General features: G+C 50.1%; 16 protein-coding genes (1 of these 16 cut by a window edge). 14 read left to right on the top strand and 2 right to left on the bottom strand.

Annotation, left to right across the window (positions count from 1 at the left end; translation table 11 throughout):
- Nucleotides 1-88: 88 nt before the first annotated feature.
- Nucleotides 89-1,561, bottom strand: coding sequence for an IS66 family transposase (tnpC, locus tag HH215_RS19540; protein ID WP_169281269.1), 1,473 nt, complete (start codon nt 1,559-1,561; stop codon nt 89-91).
- A 312-nt stretch (nt 1,562-1,873) separates the two neighbouring features.
- Here tnpC and HH215_RS19535 point away from each other — a divergent pair, with 312 nt between their 5' ends.
- The 10 genes from HH215_RS19535 (at nt 1,874) to pcrA (ending at nt 14,715) form a co-directional block, all read left to right on the top strand.
- Complete coding sequence (locus HH215_RS19535; RefSeq protein ID WP_169281415.1) at nt 1,874-3,241, top strand: UDP-glucose dehydrogenase family protein; 1,368 nt, start codon at nt 1,874-1,876, stop codon at nt 3,239-3,241.
- 15 nt (nt 3,242-3,256) lie between these two features.
- The gene (gene galU / locus HH215_RS19530; protein WP_169281414.1) at nt 3,257-4,135 is read left to right on the top strand and encodes a UTP--glucose-1-phosphate uridylyltransferase GalU; all 879 of its coding nucleotides are present in this window, start codon (nt 3,257-3,259) and stop codon (nt 4,133-4,135) included.
- Nucleotides 4,136-4,272: 137 nt separating this feature from the next.
- Nucleotides 4,273-4,932: a hypothetical protein gene (locus HH215_RS19525; RefSeq protein ID WP_169281413.1), complete on the top strand. Its 660-nt coding sequence runs from the start codon at nt 4,273-4,275 to the stop codon at nt 4,930-4,932.
- Between the two features lie 528 nt (nt 4,933-5,460).
- On the top strand, nt 5,461-6,429 hold the full coding sequence (locus HH215_RS19520) for a LacI family DNA-binding transcriptional regulator (RefSeq protein WP_169281412.1): 969 nt from the start codon (nt 5,461-5,463) through the stop codon (nt 6,427-6,429).
- A 149-nt stretch (nt 6,430-6,578) separates the two neighbouring features.
- Nucleotides 6,579-7,886, top strand: coding sequence for a sugar ABC transporter substrate-binding protein (locus HH215_RS19515; protein WP_169281411.1), 1,308 nt, complete (start codon nt 6,579-6,581; stop codon nt 7,884-7,886).
- Nucleotides 7,887-7,988: 102 nt separating this feature from the next.
- Entirely contained in the window at nt 7,989-8,864 is an 876-nt protein-coding gene (locus HH215_RS19510) for a carbohydrate ABC transporter permease (RefSeq protein WP_169281410.1), read from the top strand.
- The gene (locus HH215_RS19505; RefSeq protein WP_169281409.1) at nt 8,864-9,700 is read left to right on the top strand and encodes a carbohydrate ABC transporter permease; all 837 of its coding nucleotides are present in this window, start codon (nt 8,864-8,866) and stop codon (nt 9,698-9,700) included. The genes HH215_RS19510 and HH215_RS19505 overlap by 1 nt, the downstream gene beginning before the upstream one ends.
- Before the next feature lie 75 nt (nt 9,701-9,775).
- Nucleotides 9,776-11,422, top strand: a complete 1,647-nt coding sequence (locus HH215_RS19500; protein ID WP_169281408.1) for a glycoside hydrolase family 13 protein — start codon at nt 9,776-9,778, stop codon at nt 11,420-11,422.
- 193 nt (nt 11,423-11,615) lie between these two features.
- Nucleotides 11,616-12,335 (top strand): heptaprenylglyceryl phosphate synthase, encoded by a 720-nt coding sequence (pcrB, locus tag HH215_RS19495; protein ID WP_169281407.1) that lies wholly within the window; start codon nt 11,616-11,618, stop codon nt 12,333-12,335.
- Complete coding sequence (gene pcrA, locus HH215_RS19490) at nt 12,325-14,715, top strand: DNA helicase PcrA (protein WP_169281406.1); 2,391 nt, start codon at nt 12,325-12,327, stop codon at nt 14,713-14,715. The genes pcrB and pcrA overlap by 11 nt, the downstream gene beginning before the upstream one ends.
- 53 nt (nt 14,716-14,768) lie before the next feature.
- Here the strand turns inward: pcrA and HH215_RS19485 are convergent, their stop codons facing one another.
- A complete protein-coding gene (locus HH215_RS19485) occupies nt 14,769-15,137 on the bottom strand; it encodes a hypothetical protein (protein WP_169281405.1) in 369 nt (122 codons plus the stop codon).
- Nucleotides 15,138-15,307: 170 nt separating this feature from the next.
- Here HH215_RS19485 and ligA point away from each other — a divergent pair, with 170 nt between their 5' ends.
- The 4 genes from ligA to HH215_RS19465 all read left to right on the top strand — a co-directional run.
- On the top strand, nt 15,308-17,335 hold the full coding sequence (gene ligA, locus HH215_RS19480; protein WP_169281404.1) for an NAD-dependent DNA ligase LigA: 2,028 nt from the start codon (nt 15,308-15,310) through the stop codon (nt 17,333-17,335).
- Between the two features lie 216 nt (nt 17,336-17,551).
- On the top strand, nt 17,552-18,550 hold the full coding sequence (locus tag HH215_RS19475; RefSeq protein WP_169281403.1) for a glycosyltransferase: 999 nt from the start codon (nt 17,552-17,554) through the stop codon (nt 18,548-18,550).
- A 31-nt stretch (nt 18,551-18,581) separates the two neighbouring features.
- The gene (locus tag HH215_RS19470) at nt 18,582-19,181 is read left to right on the top strand and encodes a class I SAM-dependent methyltransferase (RefSeq protein ID WP_169281402.1); all 600 of its coding nucleotides are present in this window, start codon (nt 18,582-18,584) and stop codon (nt 19,179-19,181) included.
- A gap of 34 nt (nt 19,182-19,215) precedes the next feature.
- A protein-coding gene (locus HH215_RS19465; RefSeq protein WP_169281401.1) for an FkbM family methyltransferase crosses the window boundary here: on the top strand, nt 19,216-20,712 show its 5' portion. Its footprint extends 3 nt past the window's final position; 1,497 of the gene's 1,500 nt are visible here — the first part of the coding sequence; it begins with the start codon at nt 19,216-19,218; the stop codon falls past the right edge of the window.

The raw sequence follows: 20,712 nt of genomic DNA, 5'->3' as shown, positions 1-20,712 counted from the left end.
AACTCGGAGCCAAATAGTACCGTCACGCGGCTCTAATCCAAGCTGCCGAGTACCATGGAGTCAAATAGTACCGCCTCGCGGTTACTACTTACGTAGCACTAAACTGAAACTGACCGCGAAGAACGGAAACGAGTGATTGGTGCAAAGGGAGGGATTGTTTCAGAAGTGTGGAAATAAACCCGCGAATGCTGGCAAACTGCTGTCCGCCGATAGCTGTCCGAAAGCAACCCGAGATCTTTTGTTTCACCTTGGACATGCGAATGTCTCGTTCAGCCAGATTGTTATCAAATGGGATTTGGTCATCGTAAAGAAAGCGGAGTACCGACGCCTTGTGGCGCGTAAGTCGGTCTCCAAGGTTCGCTGCAATACTTTTGCATTTCCGCCCTCGTGGCCCCGTTTTCTCGGGAACCTTATCTGTTGACCATTCGTTTGCTCCAAGCACCAGAATGTCGTCGTACTGACGGTCAATCTCAGCGAGGAGTGCATCTGACATTCGCGTGCCGGAGGCTCTAGCCGCTTTGGCCATTTTCCAACTTCGGCGAAGCAATTCTTTCATTTGGGCTGCCCATTGATGTCGATTGTGATCTACGATGCCCTGGCAGTCACGCAGGAGATGCGCATTACAGAGCGCATGGGAGAACGTTACGTCTGATTTGAAATACGAGGAAAAGCAGTCATGCACGACGATCCCCTTATAGGCAGGCAGCACATCCATTTCGGTGAACGCCGGCCCGCATCGTTTTTCGTTCATATGCAGTAACGTCCATTCGGCGCTCGAGTGCGTATGAAGATGTTGTTGTTTCCCGTTCAAACGCATGGGCGTTTCATCGCAGCAAATGAAGGGTTCTTTGCGCAGTTGCGCTTTGATTACCGGTTCATGCTCCGCTACACGGGATGCCATCGTATTCAGTTGCTCAAGCAAAGTGCGTTCGCTCGGGCGATACCTGGTCAAATCGAAAAAGAACTGAGCAATGCGCTTCAAGGGGAGCAACTGATAGACGCTCAGATACGTCGTCCAAGCAGCAAAGCTTTCCCCGTATTGAACAGGTGCTTTAACTGCGCTGGGAAACTCGGCTCTTTGCAGGGTGCGACAACAAGGACAGCGCTTCTCTTCGGCGCGATGCTCGGTGGTGATGAGCGGAGCTAGGGGTAGGTCAAGCACCTGCCTTTTGATCCAATCCTGCGCAGGTAGTTCAGCCATGGAATGATTGCAGTTTTTGCAGGTGGTAAGGGGATGGACGACAACTTCGTCCGGCTCCAGATGAAAACGAAGGGTATGCCCTTCATGCCCTTTAGGAGCGCCTTTCTTGCCTCCGGGCTCGCGTAAGTTGTTCTTTTTGCGCAGTCCATCACTCGAGGGTGGTTTGCTGCTGTTGTTGCTATTTTGACCGATCTGGCGTTCTAGCTCCTGTACGCGATTTTCGAGCTTCTTGATTTGCCGGGTTTGCGTTTCCACGATCTCGGTTAACTTTTCGTTTTGGGCTAGGAGCGCGGAAATAAAGCCAGCAATCTCGGTATCTCCTTTGCTAACGTGTAGTACCTGTTTCGATGTTAGCTTCACTGTACGCGCTCCTTCCACAAAATCTGATAAGAGAATACTTCTACATCGCCCACTGAAAATCCTTTAAAACAGAAAAAAATCTCCCCAGTTTCAGGGAGACGTAAGTAGTAACCGCCTCGCGATACTAATCCAAGCAGAGCTTTCTCGACACGTCGATTCCGACCGATTGAGAAAGCTCTTTTTTGCGTGCTGCCCTCCCCGACAATTTACGTTCCTCTAACACAAATCAAGAAGTTTGATTTCATTTCGATGCTACAATCGGAACGAAAGCTAATTCGCGGTTTGCGCGATCGATATATAGAGGAGGAATGAATGATGAAGATGGCGGTCGTAGGGGCAGGTATCGTGGGGTTGACTACGGGAGCGGGGTTTGCGGATCTTGGGCATTCGGTGCATTGCGTGGACATCGATACGGGGAAGATCGCCCAGTTATCCCGCGGGGTCGTTCCTTATCACGAGCCCGGCCTAGAAGCTTTAATTACGCGAAACGCTTCATCGGGCCGGTTAACGTTCGGTCATGATTCTTCGAAGCTGTTACAGGAAGCCGACCTCGTGTTTCTGTCGGTTGGCACGCCTTCTTGCGATACGGGCGAAATGTCGTTGGCCGCTTTGTGGTCCGCTATCGATCAGATGGAAGCGTGGCCGGAATCCGAATCCGGTAACAGGAAAATCATTGCCATCAAGAGTACGGTGCCCATTGGTACCGCGGAGCGTGCTGAGACGCGCCTTAGAAGCCGATTACCGGAGCATTGTCTCGTTGAAGTCGTTTCTATCCCCGAGTTCATGAGAGAGGGCACCGCGGTAAGGGATTTCTTCGAGCCGTCCCGAATGGTGATCGGAAGCGCATCGGCGGAAACGGGCGAGCGGCTGAAGCAGCTCCACCAAAGATTACCCGGTCCGATTATGGTTACGGATCGCCGGAGCGCGGAGCTTGCCAAACTTGCCGCCAATGCTAGTCTCGCCGTTAAAATCTCTTTCGCGAACGAGATCGCCGCGCTAGCGGAACAAACAGGCGCCGACTACCCTGCCGTAGCCCACTCTCTCGGGTTGGATCCGCGGATCGGTCCGCATTTTCTGGCTGCGGGCCTTGGTTTCGGAGGCTCTTGCCTACCTAAGGATGCGAGGGCGCTCGTTCGAATCGCGGATGAAGCCGGAGCTCCGCAGACGCTTGTCGAAGCAGCAGTAAGAGCCAATGCAATGCTGCCGCTGCGCATGGTTCGTAAGCTAGAGGCTGCGCTATCCGATCCAAGTCGCCGGAGGGTTGCGCTACTCGGGCTCGCCTTTAAGCCAGGTACCGACGACATGCGGGAAGCTCCATCCTTACGGCTCGTTGCGGAGCTGAACCGTCGTCATCCTGGCATTACGCTAACGGCATACGATCCGGAGGCCAATCATACGGCGCGTAAAGCGCTGCCGTCGGCGGTAACGATATGCGAATCGGCGGAAGAGGCATTAAGAGGCGCGGATGCGGCGATTCTCGTAACCGAGTGGAGAGAGTTTCGACAAATCAAGGCGGACGACTTTAAAAACTGGATGAATCGCCCTATAATTATGGATGGAAGAAATGCGCTCGACGCAGCTGCGCTTAACGCGCAAGGCGTCGTATGCATTGGGGTCGGACGTTTGCCCGTCGTTCCGGAGAACGCCCGGAAGGCAGGCGATTTTGTACCGAAAGTCTAGAGAGGATGCCAGTAAATGAGAATTCGCAAGGCCATCATCCCAGCAGCGGGAATGGGTACCAGATTCCTTCCGGCGACGAAAGCCATGCCCAAGGAAATGCTGCCTATTATCGACAAACCCGGCATTCAATATATCGTCGAGGAAGCGGTCGCATCCGGCATTGAAGATATTCTTATCGTAACGGGTAAAGGGAAGCGCGCGATCGAGGATCATTTCGACAGCTCGTATGAGCTGGAACAAAGCTTGCTGCAGAAGGGGAAGCTGGATCTTCTTTCCGAGGTTCAGAAGCCTTCCGATCTTATTGATATTCATTATATTCGCCAAAAAGAGCCGAGAGGACTCGGTCATGCGATCTGGTGCGCGCGCAAGTTTATCGGCAACGAACCGTTCGCGGTTTTGTTAGGGGACGATATCGTTCAGTCTGACGACGTTCCATGTCTCAAGCAGATGATGGACGTTTACGATGAAGTGCAGAGCTCCGTGCTCGCGGTGAAAAAAGTGTCCGAAGCCGAAGTATCCCGATACGGAATCGTGGATCCCGATCCGGCGGGCGGCGACGGCGATCGTATTCTTAAAGTTCGGGGCGTCGTCGAGAAGCCGGCACCTAAAGATGCACCATCCAATGTGGCCATCATCGGACGATATATTTTAACCCCTGCAATTTTTGATATTTTGGAAAATCAAGAAACCGGCGCCGGAGGAGAAGTCCAGTTAACCGATGCCATCTACCGTCTAATGCGGGATGAATCCGTCTATGCCTACAAATTTCGCGGAACGCGTTACGATACGGGGGAGAAGCTCGGATATCTCAAAACGATCATCGATTTCGCTTTGGAGCGTCCGGATTTAAAGGATGAGGTACGGGCTTATTTGGAGGAGAAGTTGGGTCGATGAGGGGTACTTTTCCTATCTTGATAAAACCTCGTCAACTTATTACAATATAAGTAAATATTTTAGCGTGAAGCACACGCCGCTTGTCTCCTTATAGGAGCAGGTGGCGTTTTTTATTTTCTAACGAGGAGGCAGTAATTATGTTCGAGAAGCAGTTCGCGGAGTATTTCAAAGAACAGAAACGTACGGCTAGCAGCAGGAGACTCGAGATGTTGAATAAAAAACTGACGGGTGAAATTAGTTTGCTTAAAAATGTGATATATCCCGTTATAGGTTCCTTCGATGGACTGGTGATGGAGTATGAGATGGTGAGTTTGAACGGAATGTTAATATTCGGCGACTTCTTCTACAAACCTATCGAGTCTATCGTTGAATGCGAGGGTTTCGGCTCCCATGCGGAGATGATCACGCGGGATAGATTCGATTTCGAGAAGATGCGTATGAGAACCTTTGCCGAATACGATTATCCTTTCATTCCCTATAGCTGGGACGATATCGACAAAAGGCCGGAAGTTTGTAGACGCCACTTGTATGTGATTTTAGGAAAACACGGAGGGCTTTCGAACAAGCAACAGTATGACATACCTGTGTACGAGAGGGAGTTGATTCGTTACGCGCTCCGTATCAATCGTCCATTCGGGGTGAAGGATGCGTGCGACTGCCTGCAACTTGGGAAATCATCAAGCTACAACTTACTAAGGAGTATGCGCGAAAAAGGTTTAATTAGGCCGGTGGGTGTTGCCAAAGAAAGAATTTATTATTACGTCTTGGAGGATAAAGCGAGATTGTTGATGATGTAGGATGCCATAGTGCCAAAAAGCAACGCTACAGCTCCGATTCCGAGCACGGATGGTGCCATAGTGCCAAAAAGCAACGCTACAGCTCCGACTCCGAGCACGGATGATGCCATAGTGCCAAAAAGCAACGCTACAGCTCCGACTTTGGGTTCGGATGGTGCCATAGTGCCAAAAAGTAACGCTACAGCTCCGACTTTGGGTTCGGATGGTGCCATAGTGCCAAAAAGCAACGCTACAGCTCCGACTCCAAGCACGGATGGTGCCATAGTGCCAAAAAGTAATGCTACAGCATCGATTCCGAGCACGCATGGTGCCATAGTGCCAAAAAGCAACGCTACAGCTCCGACTCCGAGCACGGATGATGCCATAGTGCCAAAAAGCAACGCTACAGCTCCGATTCCGAGCACGGATGGGGCAAATTTCGCAATGTCGAATCCTAAAAATTATCTTGTAAAATGAAAAGTAAATTTTATATAAAACGACATCCATGTTATATTAAAGTGACAAAGTCGGCGGAGGAGAGCAGCTATCATGGATGGAATGAAGAAAATCGCTAGCATTGCGGGCGTTTCGGTATCGACTGTTTCAAATGTGCTGAACGGTCGTAATAATGTAGGACAGGCGACAAGGGAGCGCGTGCTGCAGATTTGCGCGGAAAACGGGTATTACCCAAAGACTTTGCGAGAACAAACGAAGACGGAGAAAATGAAAGTTATCGTGTTTATTTTCAGCGACTTCGATCGCGAGTTTTACTTGAAAATCATTAACGGAATGAGCGATTGCCTTACGGAAAACGGGTATGACCTGATCATATGCACGAACAAATCCAGCGCGAACTTCATGCGCAGCAGCTTTGCGAACGGCGCCATCGTTCTGGACAGCAAGATGAGCGATGATTACGTGGTTTCCGTAGCTAAGCCCGACTTCCCCGTTGTTCTAATGGACAGAATCATTACCAATCCTCTCGCGGCTACTAAGAGCGTAATCGTCGACAACTATCCCGTCATGTGCGATATGGTGCAGGGGCTGGTCGATAAAGGGTTTAAGAGGTTCGGGTTCATTGGCGGAATCGAGTATACGTTGGATAATCAAGAACGCTTCGCCGGATTTACCGATACTTTGGCGAAGAATAATATCGAGTTTGACCGTAAACACTATTTTCACGGAAATTATCGCGAGAAAAGCGGCTATCAAGCGGCGAAGATCATGATCCTGGGCAACTCGTTGCCCGAAATGCTCGTTTGCGCGAATGATAATATGGCCATCGGGGCTATGAGAGCGCTGGAAGAAAACAATATCAGAATCCCGGAAGATATATCCGTCACGGGTTTCGACGATTCCGAAGCCGCGGCCAGAGCGGGATTAACGACCATCTCCATTCCTCGGTACGAAGCCGGATATTTGGCGGCCAAAGAATTGCTGGAGCTCATAGAAGGGGCGGTAGACAGGAAACCCTTCAAGCTAAGCGCAACGATCGAATGGCGGAAAACGGTGAAGTAGCAACATTGTATTTTAGTAAAATTAAGTAAAATTAATAAATATTCAGCCAGTATTATACTAAAATATTGTAAAATTTTATTGACTCAACCCTAAGATGGCGGTACAATGTGGTTGTAAGCGTTTTACTTATTTTCAAGGGGGCGTACAAATTGAAAAAAACAAAAAAGGTTTTTGGTTTACTGACGGCTACGGCTTTGATCGCGGCAATGGTAGGCTGCGGCAACTCGAATGGCAACGGTTCTAGCACGGGTTCCAATTCTCCTTCGCCTTCTTCTTCTCCTACGGCTCCTGCGTCTTCGCCTGCAGCGCCAGCGGAAAAGTTGAAAAAGATCTCTATATTCCAATCAAAAGTCGAAATCGCGGAGTCGTTGGAAGCGCTGACAAAGAAGTACACGGAAGAAACGGGCAACGAAGTCGAAGTGTGGGGTTCCGCGGGCGACGCTTACAGCACGCAATTGCGAGCTAAGCTTGCCGCTAACGAAGGACCGAATCTTTTCAGCGTCGGAACGGGCTCGGATGCCGAGAAATTCAAGTCTTATTTCTACGATCTAAGCAATGAACCGTATGCGAGCAATATCGCCCCTAACATAGCGTTGAAATTGGACGGCAAAGTCGTCGGCGTACCTTACGGGGTAGAGGGTTTCGGGCTGGTGTACAACAAGAGCTTGGTAGATCCGAATAACGTCAAGGATCTCGCTTCCTTCACTGCGGCGCTCGAAAAGCTTAAAGCGGACGGAAAGAACGGTCTGAGCCTTTCTCAGGAAGCCTACTTCTTGATCGGACACATTATTAACTACCCATTCGCGTTGCAGCCGGACTCGAAAGCCTTTATCGAGAAGCTGAACAAAGGCGAAGTTAAGATGGCGGAAACGAAAGAGTTCCAGGAATTCGCGAAATTCATGGATGCCATTAAGGCGAACACGGGCAATCCGATGGAAGTGAAATACGACTCCCAGATGGGAGACTTCGCGACAGGCAAAACGGCAATGGTTCATCAAGGGAATTGGAGTTACGGAATGCTGAAGGATTTCGGGGATCTAGGGTTTGAAATCGGCATGATGCCGTTCCCGTTAGCCGGCAATAGCAAACTATCCATCGGCGTAGCGAGCAACTGGGTAATCAACGGAACTTCCGGCGCGGACGAGATCAAAGCGGCTAGCGCGTTCCTGAACTGGCTGTTAACGAGCGAAACCGGCAAGAACGCGATCGTGAACGAGTTTAAGTTTATTCCGGCCATGACGAACATCGAAGCGAACGAATTGGATCCGTTGTCCAAAGACGTATTCGAAGCGACGAAAAGCGGCCAAACGATTCCTTGGGCGTTTAACGACTTCCCGCAAGGAATCATCGTTAACGACTTGGCGCCGGCTACGCAAGAATTCTTCCTTTCGAAAGACATGACGGGCGAGCAATTGTTGCAAAAGCTGGACGCTTTGTGGGCTAAAGCCGCGAAGTAATAAGAATTTACAATGAAATAGGGGACGAAAGCCTAACGGATACCAATGTTAGGCTTTCGTTTTTCCAACCATCCAATATCGCCGGAAAAGAGTTGAATGACGATGAGTAAGAGGAAGGACAAAGCTTGGTATGCCTTGTTTACGGTACCGTTGTTATTTGTCTTTACGACCGTTGTGATCATCCCGTTCGTGATCGGGATCGGATATTCCTTCGTGAAATGGGATGGGATTCCGGCTAATCCCAAAGTATTCGTCGGATTCGATAATTTCGTCCAATTGTTCCAAGACGATCGGTTTATCGCCTCCTCGTGGAACACCGTTCAATTTACGGTTTTATCGCTGATAGCGGTTAACGTATTCGGACTTTTGTTATCTCTGCTCGTTACGACCAAACTTCGCGTTAGCAATGCGGCACGAACGTTATTTTTTATGCCGAACTTGATCGGCGGTTTGATTCTCGGGTATATTTGGCAATTCATCTTTACCGACGCATTCAAATTAATCGGCCAGAAAACGGGCCTTGGAAGTATATTTTTTAACTGGCTGCTCGATCCGCAATTCGCGCTGTACGCCATGGTTATCGTTTTCACCTGGCAAATGGCCGGGTATACGATGATTATTTATATCGCGGGCATTCAGGGGATTCCCGACGACATGATCGAAGCCGCTAAAGTAGACGGAGCGAATATGTGGCAACGGCTGACCAGAATTATTTTCCCGCTATTGATGCCTTCGTTTACGATTTGCTTCTTTTTGACGCTTTCCGGCGCATTCAAGATGTTCGACGTGAACTTGAGCTTAACTAAGGGAGGACCGAATAACTCCACGGAAATGTTCGCGATGAATATTTTCAACGAAATTTTCGGTTACGGGCATTATGGGCTCGGTCAGGCTAAAGCTATCGTATTCTTCTTGGTCGTGGCGATTCTTACGTTGACTCAAGTGGCCATCACCAAACGGAAAGAGGTGCAAATGTAATGAAGAGATCAAGCAAATGGATATTCGAAATTTTGCTTGCCGTTATTGCGCTTGCCTTCTTGTCTCCCGTTTATATTATGGTGGTGAATTCATTCAAGAATCGCGCGGAATTATATGAGAATGCCTTAGCGTTGCCCTCGACTCTAAGCTTCCAGTATTATTCCAAAGCGATGGAGAAGATGAGTTATCTCACCGCTTTCGGCAACTCGTTGTTCGTGACCGTCGTCTCCGTCGTCATCGTCGTCGTTTTGGCTTCCATGACCGCGTGGATGCTGGTCAGAACGGACAATAAATTAAGTAAAGTCATCTTTCTGATCTTAGTCTCAACGATGCTGATTCCTTTCCAAACGTTAATGATGCCTCTTATGCAGGTAATGGACTGGATTCGCAGCAATCTCCATATCCCGATGCTGAATACGCACGGGGGTTTGATTTACATGAACGTTGGATTTCATGCCAGCATGGCTGTATTTCTCTATCACGGCTTTATCAAGTCGGTTCCTATCGCTCTGGAAGAAGCGGCGACATTGGACGGCTGCAGCAAGTTCGGCGTGTTCTGGCGCATCGTGTTTCCGATGTTGAAGACGATTACGATCACCATTGCGATTCTGGACGTCATCGCGATATGGAACGACTACTTGCTTCCGTCTTTGACGTTATCCGATAAAGGCTTGCGTACGATTCCGTTGTCGACCTTTTATTTCTTCGGAGAGTTCACCATTGTGTGGAACCTGGCGATGGCCGGATTGACTTTGACGATTATACCGGTAGTCATTTTCTACTTTTTCGCGCAGAAATACATCATTAAGGGCATTGCGGCCGGAGCGGTAAAATAAAACTTCCATTCTGGATCCAATAACATCTCAGATTGTCATCTAAAGCTGCATCAAGAATAACGGAGGATTAGTTCAATGGCTGAGCATATTAAAAAATGGTGGAAAGAAGCCGTAGTGTATCAAGTGTATTGGAGAAGCTTTTACGATTCCAACGGGGACGGCTATGGCGATATGGAAGGTTTGATCCATAAGCTGGATTATATTCGGGAGCTTGGCGTCGATATCATTTGGTTGAACCCGATCTACGATTCTCCGGACTTGGACAACGGTTACGATATATCCGGTTACGAAACCGTCATGCCGAAAGCCGGTACGATGGAAGTTTGGGAGAAGCTGCTCGCCGAAGTTCATGCCCGCGGGATGAAGCTGATCATGGACTTGGTCGTCAATCACACCTCCGACCGACACCCGTGGTTTTTGGAATCGAAGTCTTCAAGGGACAACCCCAAAAGGGACTGGTATATCTGGAAGGATGCGAAGGACGGAGAAGCGCCTAACAATTGGCGTTCTTACTTCTCTCCATCGACGTGGGAATGGGACGAGCAAACGGAGCAGTATTATTTCCATTCCTTCGCGGTAGAGCAACCGGATCTGAATTGGGCAAACCCCGAACTGCGCGAGGAAATCTATCGGACGATGACGTATTGGATGGATAAAGGCATCGACGGTTTCCGGTTGGATGCGATTGCTTTATTGGCCAAGCCGGACGGCTTCCCCGATGCGGACAATCCGGCGGACATTCACTATTTAACGAATCATCCCGGGTTGCATGACTATATGCGGGAGATGAATGAACGGGTATTCCGTCATTACGATATCGTGACGGTAGGCGAGACGGCGTTCGTTACGCCGGAGGAAGGGTTGAAGTTCGTCGGCGAAGACCGCCGGGAATTAAATATGTTGTTCCATTTTGAAGTATGCGACGAGATGCCTTCGTGGGACATGCTTCGATTCAAGGATATACAGCGGCGTTGGTATAAGGGACTGTGGGGCAAAGGATCGAATTCCCAGTTTTTGAACAACCACGATCACACTAGGCAAGTTACCCGATTCGGAAACGACGGCCCTTACAGGGTGGAATCCGCGAAGCTGTTAGCCACCATGCTGCACACCTTGCCGGGGATTCCTTATATTTATCAAGGCGAAGAGATCGGCATGACCGGCGTGCGCTTCGACTCGATCGAGGATTACGATGATATCGCGATGCGAAACCGTTACGATGAAGAGGTCGCGAAAGGCGGAGATCCGCAGGAAGTTCTCCTAAGACTTCAACCTCTTAGCAGGGACAATTCCCGTACCCCTATGCAATGGGATGATTCGGCTTATGCCGGGTTTACGACCGGGACCCCATGGATTAAAGTGAATCCGAACTACGCGGAGATCAACGTTGCCCAAGATCTAGCGGATCCAAGTTCGGTTTATCGGTATTATCAGCAGTTGATCGCGTTACGCAAAAATAACGAGGTCATGGTGTACGGCGATTTCGAAGAGTTGCCGGAGTGGTTGGAAGACGAGCATCTTTATGTGTATACCCGTACCTTGGGAGAGACTCGCTGGTTAATCGTGCTCAATCACTCGGATGAGACATCGTTTATACGCTTGTCTTCGGAATATATAGGGCCGACTAGAAAGTTACTGATATCAAACTATGCGGTCAGCGAAGCCGAATCGGTGGACCGAATCGTGCTAAGGCCTCATGAGGCTAGAATTTACGAGTTATAGAGGGAGTTTGCTTTTTGAACAATAGGTAAGCAACAAAGCCTTCGGCGCCGATGCCGAAGGCTTTGAATTTCGTTAGGACCGCTTCGATAGACGTTCCTACTTTATCCAAGGACGGAGATAGCCGTTTTTGCTTGGAAGAAACACCGAATTCCTGTAGACTAGAAGGTAACCTATCAATCGACATGGAGGCTATATGCTCCCCTTATTTTATAGCAATTGGAAACACGTATTTAAGCTAGACCCCGACCGTCCCATCGACGACGAAACGCTGGACGCGATATGCACTTCCGGAACGGACGCGATACTGGTAGGCGGCTCTAGCGGAGTAACGTTCGACAACACGGTCGATCTGATGTCGCGCATTCGCAGGTACGAAGTGTCGTGCGCCTTCGAATTGTCCGATCCGTCGTGCGGCGTGCCCGGGTTCGACGGCTATTTTATCCCGAGCGTGCTGAATACCAAGCGAACGGAATGGCTGATCGGCCATCATGTCGAGGCTCTGCGCGATTATGGGCATCTGCTTCCTTGGGAGTCGATCGTGGGCGAGGCGTACCTTGTCCTGAACCCGGATTCCACCGTTGCCAGAATTTCGGGCGCGGAGGCGAATATCTCCGCCAACGAAGCTCTCGCCTACAGCCAGGTGGCGGATCGCTTATGGAACGTCCCCGTGTTATACGTAGAGTACAGCGGAACGTTCGGTGATATGGAGCTGTTGAAGCGAATCAAAAACAATCTCAAACAGGCGCATTTGTTCTACGGCGGCGGAATCGACAGCGCGGAGCGGGCGGCGCAAGCGGCTAGCCATGCGGATACGGTCGTCGTGGGGAATATCATCTATCACGATTTGGATGCCGCCCTGGCTACGGTCAGCGCGGTTAACCTTTCATTAAAGGAGCACGGACATGTTTTTTGAACGGGATAATACGAACGCGATCGATATCGATGCTTCAATTAATAAGCTAAATCCGAAACAGAAGGAAGCGGCCATTGCGACCAATGGTCCGTTGCTGATTATGGCCGGAGCGGGAAGCGGTAAAACCCGGGTTCTTACGCACCGTATCGCTTATTTGATTTCCAAGCGCCTTGCCGCTCCGTGGAGCATATTGGCGATCACCTTTACGAATAAAGCCGCGCGAGAGATGCAAGACCGGGTTTCCAAGCTGATCGGTCCGTCCGGCAGAGACATCTGGGTAAGCACCTTCCACTCCATGTGCGTGCGGATTTTGCGCAAAGACATCGAACGTATCGGATTCGGCTCGAATTTCAGCATTCTGGATTCTACGGATCAACTGTCCGTCATTCGTAACGTGATGAAGGACAACAATATCGACGTGAAGAAGTTCGAACCGAAAGCGGTGCAGGCGGCGATCGGCGCGGCGAAGAACGAACTGCTAACCCCGGCCCAGTATGAGCAACGGCAAGGCGACTTTTTCGAAACGATCGTGGCCAAGGTTTACACGCAATACCAACGGAGACTTAAAGCGAACAACTCGCTTGACTTCGACGACCTTCTTCTTCTGACGATTCAATTGTTCAAGGACGTTCCTGAAGTTTTGGAGTTTTACCAGAACAAATTCAAATACGTTCACGTCGACGAGTATCAGGATACGAACAGAGCGCAGTATACGTTATGTAAAATGTTGGCGGAGAAGCATCACAACATCTGCGTGGTCGGGGATAGCGATCAGTCGATCTACCGCTGGCGCGGAGCGGACATTACGAACATTCTGAACTTCGAGGCCGATTATCCGGAAGCGCAGAGCATTTTGCTCGAGCAGAATTACCGTTCGACCTCTAATATTCTGGACGCGGCTAACGCGGTCATTAAGAACAATATGGGTCGCAAAGCGAAAAACTTGTGGACGGACCAGAACGGCGGAGACAAGATCATCGTGTATCAAGGCGATTCCGAGCATGAGGAAGGTTACTTCATTGCCGGCGAAATTCGCAAAAACCGTCAAAACGCTCGCCGTTACGGAGATCATGCGATTCTCTATCGGACCAATGCGCAGTCCCGGGTCGTGGAGGAAATTCTGATCAAATCGGAGATTCCTTATCAGATCGTCGGCGGCATCAAGTTCTACGATCGCAAAGAGATTAAAGACATTCTTTCTTATCTTAGATTAATTTCCAACCCGGATGACGATAACAGCCTTAACCGGATCGTGAACGTGCCGAAGAGGGGCTTAGGCGATACGACGATGGCTAAGGTTCAGGAAGAAGCGACCCGTAAAGGGGTGTCGATGCTTAAGGTGCTGAACGAAGGAGACGGCTTGCTTGGCGACGGGCTGTATCATTTGGACATTCAGACCCGCGCTAAGGCCGCATTATCGGAATTCCGCGATCTCATTCGTAACCTAAGCGCAATGGTCGAATATTTATCCGTGACGGAACTGACGGAGAAGTTGCTCGAGCTCACCGAATACCGGTTAGAGCTGCAGCGCGAGAACACGTTGGAATCGAAGTCGAGGCTGGAAAATATCGAAGAGTTCCTATCGGTAACGCAAGAGTTCGAGAAACGCAACGAAGACAAGTCGCTTGTTTCTTTCTTGACGGAATTGGCTTTGGTTGCGGACATCGACTCGATGGACGACGACGATGAAGACAGCGGAGACGCGGTCACTCTCATGACGATGCATAGCGCCAAAGGCTTGGAGTTTCCCATCGTGTTCATCGTTGGAATGGAAGAGGGGTTATTCCCGAGCAGCCGTTCGTTCATGGACAATGAGGAGATGGAAGAAGAGCGCAGGCTAGCTTACGTGGGGATTACGCGAGCGGAGAAGAAGCTTTACTTAACTTGCGCCCGAATGAGACTTCTGTACGGTCGGACGAGCACGAATGCGCCTTCGCGTTTTCTGGAAGAAATTCCGAGCGAACTGAAGGAAGCGGTCGAGCCTGCCGGAGGAGGACGCTCGGGATCCTACGGGGGTTACAGCTCCCGCTTAGGCGGAGGTAACGGCGGCGGAGGCGGATATGGTGCGCGTTCTGCCTCGCCGAGTTCCGCCGGAGGGGGGTATCCGCCTTCAGGGTTCGGCGCTAGGCCGACCATTGCTCCGACGAACGGAGGTAGCGGCGCTTCGGTCGTTCGACCGCAGACGCCTTCCGCTTCCAAGCCCGTAGGGGACGGAATGGCCATCGTGGCCGGAGATAAGGTTCAGCATGCGAAGTGGGGCGTCGGCACGGTCGTTGCCGTGAAGGGGACGGGCAACGATGCCGAGCTGCAAATTGCGTTTCCTGCGCCTACCGGCGTTAAGCGGTTGTTGGCCGCATTTGCCCCGGTGACGAAAATATAATAAAAATCGCCGTAATGAGGCGATTCGAAAAGCGGGCTCCCGAGAGCCCGCTTTTATTTCGATTTTCCGTTCTCTTGTGTGCCGTTGCGTTCGCGCGGGTTATCCCGCGTTCGCGTTTGCGGCAGAACATCCATGTATTCGATATGCCGTTTCGTCTCGATCGTGCCGATCTTATAGATGTAGCGATAGATTTCGGTTCTATTACCGTTATATCCGGTTGCCATTTTATCGTAATCCGCCGATTTGTACGGAAGTTGTTCCCGGATATACATTTGCTCCATCGCTTGCTGTTCCCGGCTCAGCAGCGCGAGCAAGTGGTTGCGTTCGTCTTCGGTAGCCAGTACGATGAACTGATCCGTCAACGACGGTTCTTTGCCTACCATATAGGTGGAGACGGAGACGTAATAACGCTCTTTATCCATCTTCCTCACCTCCTCTGTGATGTGGTACCCTTCATTAAACGCCGAGAGTCGGGCTGAAACAAGAGGCAGGCCATGAACTCTTTTGCGCATGCGATTTGACACTGTTCTGGCGCTGAAATAGACTAGTGGGGAAGCCTACTATCTTCATATTAAAGCGAGGTAAAAAAGGAATGGCGCACAAGGAATCCCTGGAGCGGATGCGGGAGCTCGTCGCTGAGCTCAACGCGCATAGCCACCGATACTATACGGAAGACAATCCAACGATCAGCGATAAAGAGTATGACGTTCTTTACGATGAATTAACCCGCTTGGAATCGGAGAGCGGAACCGTATTGCCGGATTCTCCTACGCGGAGGGTCGGCGACGATATTCTGAAAGCATTCGAGCCTCACCGTCATCTATCCCGGTTGTGGAGCTTGGATAAAGCGCAGAATATCGAGGATTTGAATGCATGGGCGGCCCGGGCTAATCGTCTGATCGCCGATTACAATGCCAAAAATCCGAATGAGCCCCTCCCGCCCGCCGAGTACGTCTTGGAGCTGAAATTCGACGGCTTGTCGTTGAATTTGACCTACAGCGGAGGCGAGCTATCGCAATCGGCAACGAGGGGGAACGGAGAAGTCGGGGAAGGAATCCTCGCCCAGGCTCGCACGATTCGTACGATCCCGCTGACGATCGGATTCGAAGGCGGAACGATCGAAGTGCAGGGCGAAGGCTTCATGCGCTTGTCCGTGCTTGAAGAATACAACAAGACGGCAGCCGAACCGCTCAAGAACGCCCGCAACGGAGCCGCCGGAGCGCTGCGTAATCAGGACCCTAAGATCACGGCCGCACGGAGACTGGACGCCTTCTTCTACAACATCGGATATTCGGAGGGAGTTTCTTTCGGCAACCATCGCGAGATGATGGCGTTCCTGCGCGATAACAAGTTCCCGGTTAATCCTTATATCGCTTATTTCTCTACGATCGAAGATCTGATCGCAGAGCTAAGCGCGATCGTGGAGAGGCGAAACCAGCTAGACTATCTTATCGACGGTGCGGTAATCAAGCTGACCGACATGAGGACGCGCGAAGCTCTTGGGTATACGGATAAATTCCCGCGTTGGGCCGTAGCGTTCAAATTCGAGGCCGAGGAAACGACGACCGTATTGGAATCGGTATCTTGGGAGTTGGGCAGGACGGGGAAAGTGACCCCGCTCGCTCGCGTCGAAGCGGTCGAGCTTGCCGGAGTGACGGTACAGAATTGTACGTTGAACAACATCGGAGACATCGAGCGCAAAAATTTGTCCCATGCGCTCGGGACTCGCGTGTTCATTCGTCGCTCGAACGACGTCATTCCCGAGATTCTTGGCAAAGCGGACGATGAAGAAGGCGGAACGATCGAGGTTCCCGTCGTCTGTCCGGGATGCGGTTCGCCTCTGGAGATGCGCGGAGCGCACTTGTTCTGCAATAATCGGCTGGGCTGCAAGCCGCAGATCATCGGGCGGATCACCCATTTTGCATCTCGCGATTGCATGGATATCGAGACGTTCAGCGGCAAAACCGCGGAGCAGCTCTATGACGAGTTGAACGTACGCGAGCCTGCTGATTTATACGGTCTTGGATTTGACGATCTGGTTAAGCTTCAGCGATTCGGCGAGAAGAAGGCCACGAACTTGCTTGCTGCGCTTGAGAAATCCAAGTCGCGCGGCCTTGCTTCCTTCCTCAATGCGCTTGGCATTCCGAATACGGGCAAAGCAACGACGAAAATGCTGGCGGATCACTTCGGGGATTTGGATCGGTTAATGGCTGCCGAGGCGGAAGAGTTAGTCGGATTGCCGGATGTCGGCGGGATCGTAGCCGAGAGTATCCACTCCTTCTTCCGCGATCCTCTCGTTCAAGAGAGCATCGCGCGCATGCGCGAATTCGGAGTGAAGGCGGAAGCGTCTATGCCGGCAGCGGTAGCCGCGGATGCAAGTCATCCGTTATTCGGCAAAACCGTCGTGTTGACCGGCACGTTATCCGTCATGACGCGAGACGAGGCCGCGCAGAAGCTGGAAGCGTTGGGAGCGAAGGTATCCGGCAGCGTCTCCAAGAAAACGGATCTGGTCATTGCCGGCGAAAGCGCGGGAAGCAAGCTGACCAAAGCTCGCGATCTCGGCGTTCCGGTACTCGAGGACGAGGCGGAATTGGTACGTTTGTTAGGCGGAACTATTTAGACTGCGAGTGTCAACGTAGAACCCGATTTATTAACTCAATTTCAAAGGCTGTCTCTAGGTTAATACTCTAGGGGCAGCTTTTTTTTAGAGACACATTATCGGTTCATTATATAATTATATAACAATACTTAAAATACGATTTGAAAACAGGGCTAAGAAATAAGCGTTTCAATGCAGCGCTTCATATGATGGTTTGGATAGGAAGGGGGGATATGCTTGAAAATTTTGTATTTATCCGTTCATGGCGTGCTTGAGTACGATGAATTGAAGTTATTTACCGAGTTAGGCCATGAATGCTACTCCCACGGAAGTTACATCAATCCGCACGTCGACAATGCATATCGTCCCGCCATTCCAGAGATGAAATATGACCCCGCATTCGCCGAATTAGCCAATCGGCATCCCGCAAGTCATTTACATCCCGATATGATCGAAGATAAAGACGTCATTATCGTTATGCATATGGTTCATTTTATTACGAACAATTGGGATAAAATTAAACACAAAAGAGTCATATGGAGATCGATCGGCCAATCCGAGCCTTTGCAAGAGAGCATGCTTTCCCCCTATCGGCAGCAAGGTTTGCAGATTGTCCGATATTCGCCCAGAGAAAGACAAATCCCGAATTATATCGGCGAAGACGCAGTCATTAGGTTCTACAAGGACCCTAACGAATATTGCGGATGGACGGGCACTAGCGGTACCGTGATGGCTATGAATCAGGCAATGAAATATAGAGGATTAGCGCTGAATTATGAATTTTTCCATCAAGCCTGCGACGGTCTGCCCGTTAAGCTGTTCGGCCCGCTTAACGATAACGTGCCCGAAAACGCCGGTTTCTTAAGCTATGATCTCATGAAGCGGGAGTTAAGGGAAAATCGAGTGTTTTTATATACCGGAACTAGAATAGCCAGCTATACTCTCGGTTTTATCGAAGCCTTCATGACTGGCATTCCGATCGTTTCGGTGGGAGAAGTAGCAGGCAATAACCCTACGCTTCAACAAAAAACCTTTGAAATTCCCGATTTGATCGAACATGGGGTAGACGGGTTCGTTTCCGATGATATCGCCGCGATAAGAGCGTACATACTCACATTGCTATCCAATTATGAGTATGCGAAATACGTTAGCTCGAACGCGAGACGCAAGGCGGTTCAGCTATTCGGGAAGGAAACCGTTAAGTCGAAGTGGAAAAATTTTTTGGAAATGGGATGAGGGCGCTAAATTGTGATTTGGAGGGCTTCGGATGAGCGTGATATTAAGAGATACTTTTTTTAAAATATTCGGGGATGGTCATTTCCAAGGGGATGCTCCTATATTCGTCGGTCATGATGTTGAAGCTTTGATCGCTTTTTCGCGAACTTTTCATATAGAGACGTTTATTGAAATCGGCATTCAGCGCGGCGAAACCGCGAGATGCATTCTGGGCAACAGTCCTTCGATTAGAAATTATATCGGAATCGACATCGCTCCGACCGCATTAACGAATTTACCGATCCAACAAGGCGAAATCCCCATCGTCGCAGGCGAGTTGGTCCATCATGATCCTCGGGTTAGTCTCATCGTAACGCCGAACGGTTCAAGAGACTTAACGGCGCTAGATCTTCCGAAAGCGGATTTGATCTTTATCGATGGCGACCATTCGTTTAACGGAGTGATATTGGATACGATTCTGGCTCGGCAAACGGTAAAAAAAGGAGGGATCATTTGTTGGCACGACTTCGGAAATCCGTTAGTTCCTAGCGTATCGGCGGCAATCAACAGCATGAACAACGCCGAAGGCGATCATATTTGTTTAATCGACGGCGGGACATTGTGTTTTCAATTTTACGGCGAGGGGAGATAAATCCCCGCGTTAGCTAGGAAGGAGGAACCGCCGCGTGTTGCCATTTATTAAGACCGATCTCGTGGTCAACGGAATTCCGTTAAGTTTCTTGACTCATCGCGATGACTTGGCAGTCGGTAAATATATAAGAATGGGCATTTCTTGGGATATCAATCTTGAAGTTCTGCAAAGTCATTTGAAGCCGCACGCACGCGTGTTGGATGCTGGCGCTAATATCGGCATGACGGCTGTTTTTATGGCTAAATGTCAACCGACGGCTACGATCTATGCTTTCGAGCCGGATCCTCTGAATTTCTCTCTTCTTAATATGAACATCGCTTTGAACGAGGTTAGTAACGTCTTGGTCTTTAATTGCGCTTTAGGCAAGTCGCAGCAATACATCAGCTTCTATAGAAATAACATCAATCATGGCGACCATCGAAGCTCTAGACCGTTCGCCCATGAGGAAGCCGCCTATTTTTCAACGCATTCCAACAAAGTGCCGATCGTGAATCCCGTAGATTTTCTGAGTCAATGCCAAGGCGATCAAGCTCCGTTGTATTTCGATCTCCTTAAGGTGGACACCCAGGGAGCGGATCTCGATATTATCGAAGCCTGCCAACCCCTGCTTAGGAAAGATTCCGTCATCGTCGCGGAATTTTCCCCTCCTCATCTGCGCAGCAACGGAACTCTCAAGGAGGATGTGAAGCGGGTTATCGGCCGTTTTTCACGTATCGAGAAAATCCATCATCAGCCTCCGGCTCTGGCGCATGAGATTCAATTGCAAGATTTGTTAGATGACTACGATAATATTGAAGGGTTCCATGATCTCGTTCTGAGGCATAGCAACCCATTCAACTCATTCGAGAAATCCGTTCATTCCCAGAATGGCGAGGATGGCTTAATCGAACATATCTTTTCGGTTATCGGGAATAAAAATCATTATTTCGTAGAGTTCGGAACCGGAGGCGGACTGGAAAACAATACGGCTAATCTGATTCTTAACCATCGTTGGAGCGGACTTCTTATTGAAGGAAGCGAAACGTTGCACCGACAAATTTCTGTCTTGTACGCCCACAGTCCGCAAGTAAAGGTCATTAACCGCTTTATTACGAAAGAGAATATTTCGGAGATTTTCGGTAGCATGTATGTACCGACGGAGTTCGATTTGCTATCCATAGATATAGACGGCAACGATTATTGGGTCTGGCAAGCGCTGCACCGTTATAAGCCGCGGGTGGTCATCGTCGAATATAATGCCAGCTATCCTCCTCCTCAGAAGAAGGTTATCGCGTACGATCCGAATTTTGCTTGGAACGGGACCACTTACTACGGCGCAAGCTTGACGTCCTTATCGTTGCTGGGCAAAAAGCTAGGGTACGCGTTGATCGGAACGGAATCCCGCGGCGTGAATGCTTTCTTTGTTCGGAGAGATCTCTTATCTGGGAAGGGATTACGGGAGGTGACCCCCGAAGAGGCCTATCATTATCCGGCTTATGGCCTTTACCAAGGAGGGCACTATCCGGCCGTCGGCGGATCGTTCTATGAAGGG

Source organism: Cohnella herbarum, from assembly GCF_012849095.1.
GTDB lineage: Bacteria > Bacillota > Bacilli > Paenibacillales > Paenibacillaceae > Cohnella > Cohnella herbarum.
This window is presented reverse-complemented; position numbering and strand designations above follow the sequence as displayed.